The organism is Kordiimonas lipolytica (assembly GCF_001550065.1).
On the sequence record NZ_LRUB01000018.1, the window covers coordinates 1 to 7125 of the forward strand.

The following is a 7125-nucleotide window of genomic DNA, read 5'->3' on the forward strand; positions in this document are numbered from 1 at the left end:
CGCCAGATCAGCCTGCAGCCGGTCCCCGATGCTCACCTTGTGCCCTGACAGGACATCTGACTGCCGCCTGGTACAAGCGTCCTCCAGATAGTCGTTGAAAGCGTCAAAGCTGGCGAAGGACGGAATGGGGACCATGAAGGTCCGGCGCATATAGCCGACCATGCCTTCAACCTTGCCCTTATCGTTGCCCTTGCCGGGGCGGCCATAGCGGTCCTCTATCAGATAGTGGGACAGGAAGGCCGAGAAGCTGTCGGTCCGCTTGCGCGTGCCATCCGGCAGAATGCGAGATACAAGACAGCGGTCATTGTCGTACAGGACCGACTGCGGCACAGCGCCAAAGAAGGCAAAGGCATGGTTGTGGCCGTCCAGCCAGGCCTCCGTCGTGGCCCGGGGATAGGCCCTGACATAACAGGCATCGCTATGCGGCAGGTCCAGCACGAAGAAGTGGGCCTTCTGCCGCACCCCGCCGATGACCACCTGGGCCTCGCCGAAGTCCGCCTGCGCGTGACCGGGGGTGTGGCTCAGCGGTACATAGACCTCGCGGCTGGTCCGACGGTACTCTCTCACATAGTCCTTGATGATCGTATAACCGCCATCAAAGCCATACTCGGAGCGTAGGCGCTCGAAGATACGCTTCGCTGTATGGCGCTGCTTGCGCCCTACCTGGCGGTCACCCTCCAGAATACTGTCGATGATGTCGGTGTAGCCATCAAGCTTGGGACGCCTGACCGGCACTGAGCGCCGGTAGCCCGGCGGCTCTGAATGCGAGAGCATCTTCGCGACTGTGTCACGGCTGATCCCGAAACGCCGGGCAGCCTCCCGGTTGCTCAGGCCTTGCACATGGCACGCAAGGCGAACCCTTCTGTATAAATCCACTGAATAAATCCTCCGGCCCTCCCATCAAATGGAAAAGCCAAAAAGTGGCAGACTTTTACTCCGCCCGCAGCAACACAACGCCGCCGCTTCAGTGGCCTACTTTTACACCGCCCTATACATAAGTAGGCGATGCCATATGTCGAAAAATGCAATGCTAAAAATAGGCTGATAGCCAGGAAGCATCGTCCGTCCATCCATCGCTCTTTGAATAAGTTCAGATTCAGCAATTATTGCTTCATTGAGAGCCGGTACACACGGGTGGTCTCTGAGGTCGGCCGTACATTGGAAACAGGTGACAAGCCCCTTTCTAAAAGGAACGGCAGGTGCCTTGCAGCAGTGGCAGCGGTCTGCCAGAAGAATGCCATGCTTTGGGCAGCATGAAGCGAATGCCATGCGCCAATGGCGCCGAAAATACGGTATCGGATCCGACTGAAGGCATTTGGGGCACCATTGCAAACCAAATCCTCGTCGTATTCGGTGGTAGATGCCTGTTGGCAAAACCCAATTGGTGGGGCATCGCCCGTGCATCTCTTCAAACACCGTTCCTTCGTAATAGGACAGGGATAGATTGATGATTTGATGTGGTGGGGTCCCTGTTTTTAGAGCAAGCGTCTCAACCAGCCCCTTCCATCCATATACATCGATATCTCGCGTCCAAACCTGCTTGCCTGGCCAAATAGATTGGCAAAAATTATGAGCAGAAGTACCATTCCCTAAAGCGATGCGAGTCAGCCACGAAGAGAACAATTCAAAAGGCTGTGGCTTAGGGTGAACCGGCCAGTATTTACCACTCAGGACTATCAAAACCTTAGCTCAGCGGCCCGCCTTCTCTCCTTAGGGGGGATGTAGCCGCAATTTTCCAGATGGTTTGGTTCTATGTGTGTCTTTGCTTGCTCAAGCGCTATTTTTGCAGCCCGGTTTATCAGTGCAAAGGCTTCGCCGATTGTGCCTTCAGATTTTGTAAGAATGTAATGAGCAGTTTCCTTTGCAGCGAGGTATGATCTCTCAGGAAAGGGCAACAAGCTTTCATAGGTGTTCAGGAGCATCCTGAACTCTTTGTCCATTTGCCAAGTTGGCAGGATATAGGGGATGAACCGGTTGGCGAGTTGGTCATCCAACTGGATGGCCCTCAGTGCTCCTTGGGTGCCAAAGCATACCAGGGATGCTTCCAGCTCGTTGCCTATTGTGCGCAACATGTTCAAGAACTGTCTTTGGGCATCAACGCGGCCGGCAAGCATATTGTGGAGGTCATCGATAAGAAGCATTTTGACGCCGCAGGACTGCATAAGTGAAATGGCCTGGGTCTCTAATCGGGCGAGATTGTCAGAGTCCCTATAGGTTGCGAAAAGAGCTTGCAAGATTTTCATATAGAAGCGCCGCGGGTCCGGCCGCGGCGGCATCTGAACTGCGAATACAGGCACTGAAGCAGCATCGCATTCTGGTTCGTCCGATGCCGGATGCAATTCCATGAAACGCTTCATGATCATGGTTTTGCCGTTATTGGTGGGACTGGCAATGAGAATGTTTGGCATTCGATGAGATGGTGGATGATCGATCAAGTCCTCCATTTCATTTAGAATCTGGACTGCTTTTGGGTATCCAATCCATTTTATAGTTTTGACATGACTTATACGGTCCTGGAGTGGTTTCTCCATCATTGAACGGGTCTGAGCTTCCAAATGTTCCATGTGCGCCCTACCGGAGTTTGATATCGTCAAATGTTGCGCCAAAATCAAAGTCATCTTCCTCTGGTGAAATTGATTCTTGCACACTGGGTTTATCCTGAAGCGAGCGTGTGGATTTTTGATCGGCTTGCGGCGTTAAGCGTTTACGTGAACGTTTCGCCTGCTTAGTGCGTTCATACTGCCGCCGCGCGCGTTTGGTTTTAATTCTGGCTTCTTCCAGTTCGCGCCTGTTCTCTTCATAAGCTTCGAAGATTGTGTCTTCATCCCGTGCGTCCAGTCCCTTCTGTTTTAAGCGTTCACGTGTAGCAGTCCACTCCCAAAGTGTGACAGATGGATTGTCCAGGTTGCGATACGGAATTTCAAAATACTGATCTGTTTCGGGGCAATAGAAATATACTTTGGAAAGGTCTCTTGGATCGCGTCGGATAATAAATTTGCGCTTATCCTCCCGATCCAGATAGGTCCGCAGCACGGGGTCATAATAATGGATATAGTCCCACACAAACCCATATCGCTGGATAGTTCTGTGTTTGAGCGGCAGGAAATCTATAAGGAAGCGCTTTTCATTGGGTATCCTTGTAGGTAGACCCCGTCCAGGCTTGTTGTCCACGCCGTAGATGCCTTCATCCCATGCCAACTTAGGACTTATCAGCAGTTTGGAGTGTATCTCTTCATGATAAATTTTGGTGATGACACGGACAAGCATACGCTCCAGTTCAGCCATTGTCAGGCAAGACTCTTCTTCCGAATTATATTCGCCTTTGTCCTGAACGTTTGATTTTGTGGTCCCGTGCCAGGAATGAATTTCTTCGTTCAGAGTTTCGAACAGTCGCTCAACCGTTCCTCCATATTTGGGATGTTTCACTGGGCGGTGTTCCAACACAATCCCGTGTTGGTCGCAGCCGCGCTTCAGCGCCTCACTTTTGAAGTCGGGCCCGTTGTCAACATGGAGGACATCCATTTTGCCATACATTGGCCAGTCTGCATGGATACCTCGTTCTCTTAGCCAGACTGCTTTTGGTGCAACAGCATGAGCCAGACAGAGGGCCACGGTTGTTGCGCTCGGAGCTTCCAATGACATCAAATATCCCAGGATTGCGCGGCTATAAATATCAACGGCTATAGTCAAATTCAGCTTGCCGATCGGTTGCCTGAGTTCTTCATCAACAACGATTATATCCGTAGGTGTATGGTCCATTTGTACCACCCCCAAAGGCCATTTGGGCCGGGGGAACTCATCGACGACCGGATCGAATTTGTCACGGGCCTTGCGACCACTTTCACGTCTTTTCATTGCTAGCCGAGCCGGAATCTCCTGCAGTCGAGCACGGACCGTGTTATCAGATACAGGCTTCAGATTTCTCCGCTTGCAGGCAGTTTTGTAAGCTTTTATTACCTTGCTGGGTTTAAGCTTTAGTGTTGTCAGATATGTTGTCTCAACAATCTCATTTATAAGCGCTTCATGGACGGAATTTATTCGTCCTTTGCCGCGGCCCCCTGTGGGTTTCCGTGGGATTAAACAGCTAACCGTACCCTCGTTTCTAAACCGATTGATAAGTTCATATAACCAGCTTCTTGAGATATTCAGACCTGCTGCAGCTTCTTCGACGTCTGATTCCGTGATCTTGGAAAGATGCAGCAAATGCAAAATTGCTTCTCGGACCTCAAGAGCTCTTGCCCATTCTTCTTTAGAATAAGTATTCAGGTCTGCGCCTGAGAGGTTTTCTTTCTGCGCCTTGCTGTCAATCACCGTACAGGCCCTCTTCAAAAGAAAGGCTGGAGAAGAATAGTCCGTTTGTGTCTGCCACCGGATGGCTATGAAGCACCGTGTCGTAGGTTATCGGTTCGTCCATTTTGATCCAAGCTTGACCAATAGCTATTATGCGCCAGATGTTATGTTGGACTCTGGCTTGTTCTTCCCTGGTTTGTGAATTTTGGTTTAGAACCTCCTTGATTGTTATGGGGGCGTTTTGTTTGATAAAGCGTCCAAGGTCGGCGGATCCTTCTCCATCGTCATCATTGATCATCAGAAAGGGATACAAGGACTTGATGTTGAACAGTCGAGAGCCAACTCGGATCTCATTCTCTGTTACGATATGGAATTCTGTATTGTTTTCCTCACTCCATCGTTTCATGGAAGCAAAGCGATCTGCGAACTCTGCCTCTTTCTCTTCCAGTTCTTTTTGATACTTGATTTCAACGATTGCCTCTGAACACTGTTCAAAGGAGCTGAGATAACGCACTTGGAAATCAGGAGTATAGATTCGTGGGTTTCCCTGTGCATCAGTGTATTCCAAAGTAAACGGCTGTGCCTGTATCGACAGTACGCGCGGGTCAAAGAACGCAAGATATGCGAAATCGCGTTCAAGTGTGGACTCGAACTGAATCTGGTCGTCTTTAGGCTTGCCGGATATCCAACCTGTTATGCTTCGATGATTAAAATGCAGCTCTCGTGCAGGCAAAAGCTTATGCATGTTGTTAAACAATGACACGAGGGTTTCTCCGATAGACGATGTGAGTTCCGCATCATCCTGTGAAATAACGGCAGGCCTGAAAGAAGACACTCTACCGCACTTTTGCGGATTTATAAATAGTCCTCTACTCTTTTGATCATAATATTTGACGAGCAGTTGATCTTGATATTTGCCGATCACCATAGATTACCCTTTATTTCCAAGCGATTAGGTTCCTGTTCCAGTACACTGTTGAATCTCACAAATCCAAACGAACCGGCATGACTACTAAGGAAATTGCCGAGCATATGGGTGATACGCTTCGGACGACTCAACGCCTGATGCGCAGCATGGAATATTACTTTCCCCATTTGGAGGTGGTCGTCGGTGAAAATAACGAAAAGCGCTACCGATTCCCGAATGGCATCTTCCACAAATTGATCGCCTTTTCCCTCGATGAGTTGACCGCAATGGAAACCGCAGCTCAAAAAATTGAATTGATGGACCATGAAGACGATGCCAAGCTCGTGCGTTCTGCCATCCGCAAGGTCCAAGCCCTAATGAATCCCGACGACAGAAATCGGATTGCTCCTGATCTGGAATCTATATTGCGCGCGGAAGGGTTGATAGCGTCACCAGGCCCCAAAAGGGCAATACCGTCTGAACACGTCTCTGTACTACGTGAAGCGATCAAGGGCGGGAATGTATGCGAAATTTATTACACCAAGCGCGACGGTACCAAGCGGTGCGAGCAGCTTCACCCTTATGGCTTTCTATATGGTCATCGTCACTATCTGGTAGCAAACAATCCAGCCAGACGAACCACGCCCATTCGTAAAATTGTCCTATCGTCCATTGCGAAGGTTACACCGACCGACCACCTTTTCGAAATGCCAAGCGACTTTGACCTACAAGCCTATTCGCACCAGTCGTTTGGCGTCTTCTTCGACAAAGTTTATGATGTTGAATGGGTTTTTTCCGAAGCAGCGGCGGCCATCGCGGGAGATTTCATATTCCACCCAGAGCAGGCGAGCAAACTCAACGAGGATGGTACCCTAACGGTGCGCTTTAGTGCCTCCGGGCTTCAGGAAATGGCTTGGCACCTCCTGAAATGGGTGTATAGGGCGGTGTAAAAGTAGGCCACTGAAGCGGCGGCGTTGTGTTGCTGCGGGCGGAGTAAAAGTCTGCCACTTTTTGGCTTTTCCATTTGATGGGAGGGCCGGAGGATTTATTCAGTGGATTTATACAGAAGGGTTCGCCTTGCGTGCCATGTGCAAGGCCTGAGCAACCGGGAGGCTGCCCGGCGTTTCGGGATCAGCCGTGACACAGTCGCGAAGATGCTCTCGCATTCAGAGCCGCCGGGCTACCGGCGCTCAGTGCCGGTCAGGCGTCCCAAGCTTGATGGCTACACCGACATCATCGACAGTATTCTGGAGGGTGACCGCCAGGTAGGGCGCAAGCAGCGCCATACAGCGAAGCGTATCTTCGAGCGCCTACGCTCCGAGTATGGCTTTGATGGCGGTTATACGATCATCAAGGACTATGTGAGAGAGTACCGTCGGACCAGCCGCGAGGTCTATGTACCGCTGAGCCACACCCCCGGTCACGCGCAGGCGGACTTCGGCGAGGCCCAGGTGGTCATCGGCGGGGTGCGGCAGAAGGCCCACTTCTTCGTGCTGGACCTGCCGCATAGCGATGCCTGTTATGTCAGGGCCTATCCCCGGGCCACGACGGAGGCCTGGCTGGACGGCCACAACCATGCCTTTGCCTTCTTTGGCGCTGTGCCGCAGTCGGTCCTGTACGACAATGACCGCTGTCTTGTATCTCGCATTCTGCCGGATGGCACGCGCAAGCGGACCGACAGCTTCTCGGCCTTCCTGTCCCACTATCTGATAGAGGACCGCTATGGCCGCCCCGGCAAGGGCAACGATAAGGGCAAGGTTGAAGGCATGGTCGGCTATATGCGCCGGACCTTCATGGTCCCCATTCCGTCCTTCGCCAGCTTTGACGCTTTCAACGACTATCTGGAGGACGCTTGTACCAGGCGGCAGTCAGATGTCCTGTCAGGGCACAAGGTGAGCATCGGGGACCGGCTGCAGGCTGATCTGGCG

7 protein-coding genes are annotated in these 7125 nt (G+C 51.6%); 2 read left to right on the forward strand and 5 right to left on the reverse strand.

Going from position 1 to position 7125, the window contains the following annotated elements:
- From istA (KORM41_RS10245) to KORM41_RS10260, 5 genes are all read right to left on the reverse strand, one after another.
- Positions 1-876, reverse strand: an 876-nt coding sequence (gene istA, locus KORM41_RS10245) for an IS21 family transposase (RefSeq protein WP_156431867.1), incomplete at its 3' end; no start/stop codon positions are given.
- 102 nt (positions 877-978) lie between these two features.
- On the reverse strand, positions 979-1680 hold the full coding sequence (locus tag KORM41_RS22485) for a TniQ family protein (RefSeq protein ID WP_082719841.1): 702 nt from the start codon (positions 1678-1680) through the stop codon (positions 979-981).
- Positions 1677-2564 (reverse strand): TniB family NTP-binding protein, encoded by an 888-nt coding sequence (locus KORM41_RS10250; RefSeq protein ID WP_197421044.1) that lies wholly within the window; start codon positions 2562-2564, stop codon positions 1677-1679. The genes KORM41_RS22485 and KORM41_RS10250 overlap by 4 nt, the downstream gene beginning before the upstream one ends.
- 7 nt (positions 2565-2571) lie before the next feature.
- Positions 2572-4311: a Mu transposase C-terminal domain-containing protein gene (locus KORM41_RS10255; protein WP_156431938.1), complete on the reverse strand. Its 1740-nt coding sequence runs from the start codon at positions 4309-4311 to the stop codon at positions 2572-2574.
- Complete coding sequence (locus KORM41_RS10260) at positions 4304-5218, reverse strand: TnsA endonuclease N-terminal domain-containing protein (protein WP_068147212.1); 915 nt, start codon at positions 5216-5218, stop codon at positions 4304-4306. Before KORM41_RS10260 ends, KORM41_RS10255 begins: the two co-directional genes overlap by 8 nt.
- A 77-nt stretch (positions 5219-5295) precedes the next feature.
- Here KORM41_RS10260 and KORM41_RS10265 point away from each other — a divergent pair, with 77 nt between their 5' ends.
- Both KORM41_RS10265 and istA (KORM41_RS10270) read left to right on the forward strand, forming a co-directional pair.
- Positions 5296-6147 carry a helix-turn-helix transcriptional regulator gene (locus tag KORM41_RS10265; RefSeq protein WP_082719844.1) on the forward strand — a complete coding sequence of 284 codons (852 nt, stop codon included), beginning with the start codon at positions 5296-5298 and terminating at the stop codon, positions 6145-6147.
- Between the two features lie 102 nt (positions 6148-6249).
- On the forward strand, positions 6250-7125 hold an 876-nt coding region (gene istA, locus KORM41_RS10270), incomplete at its 3' end, for an IS21 family transposase (RefSeq protein ID WP_156431867.1).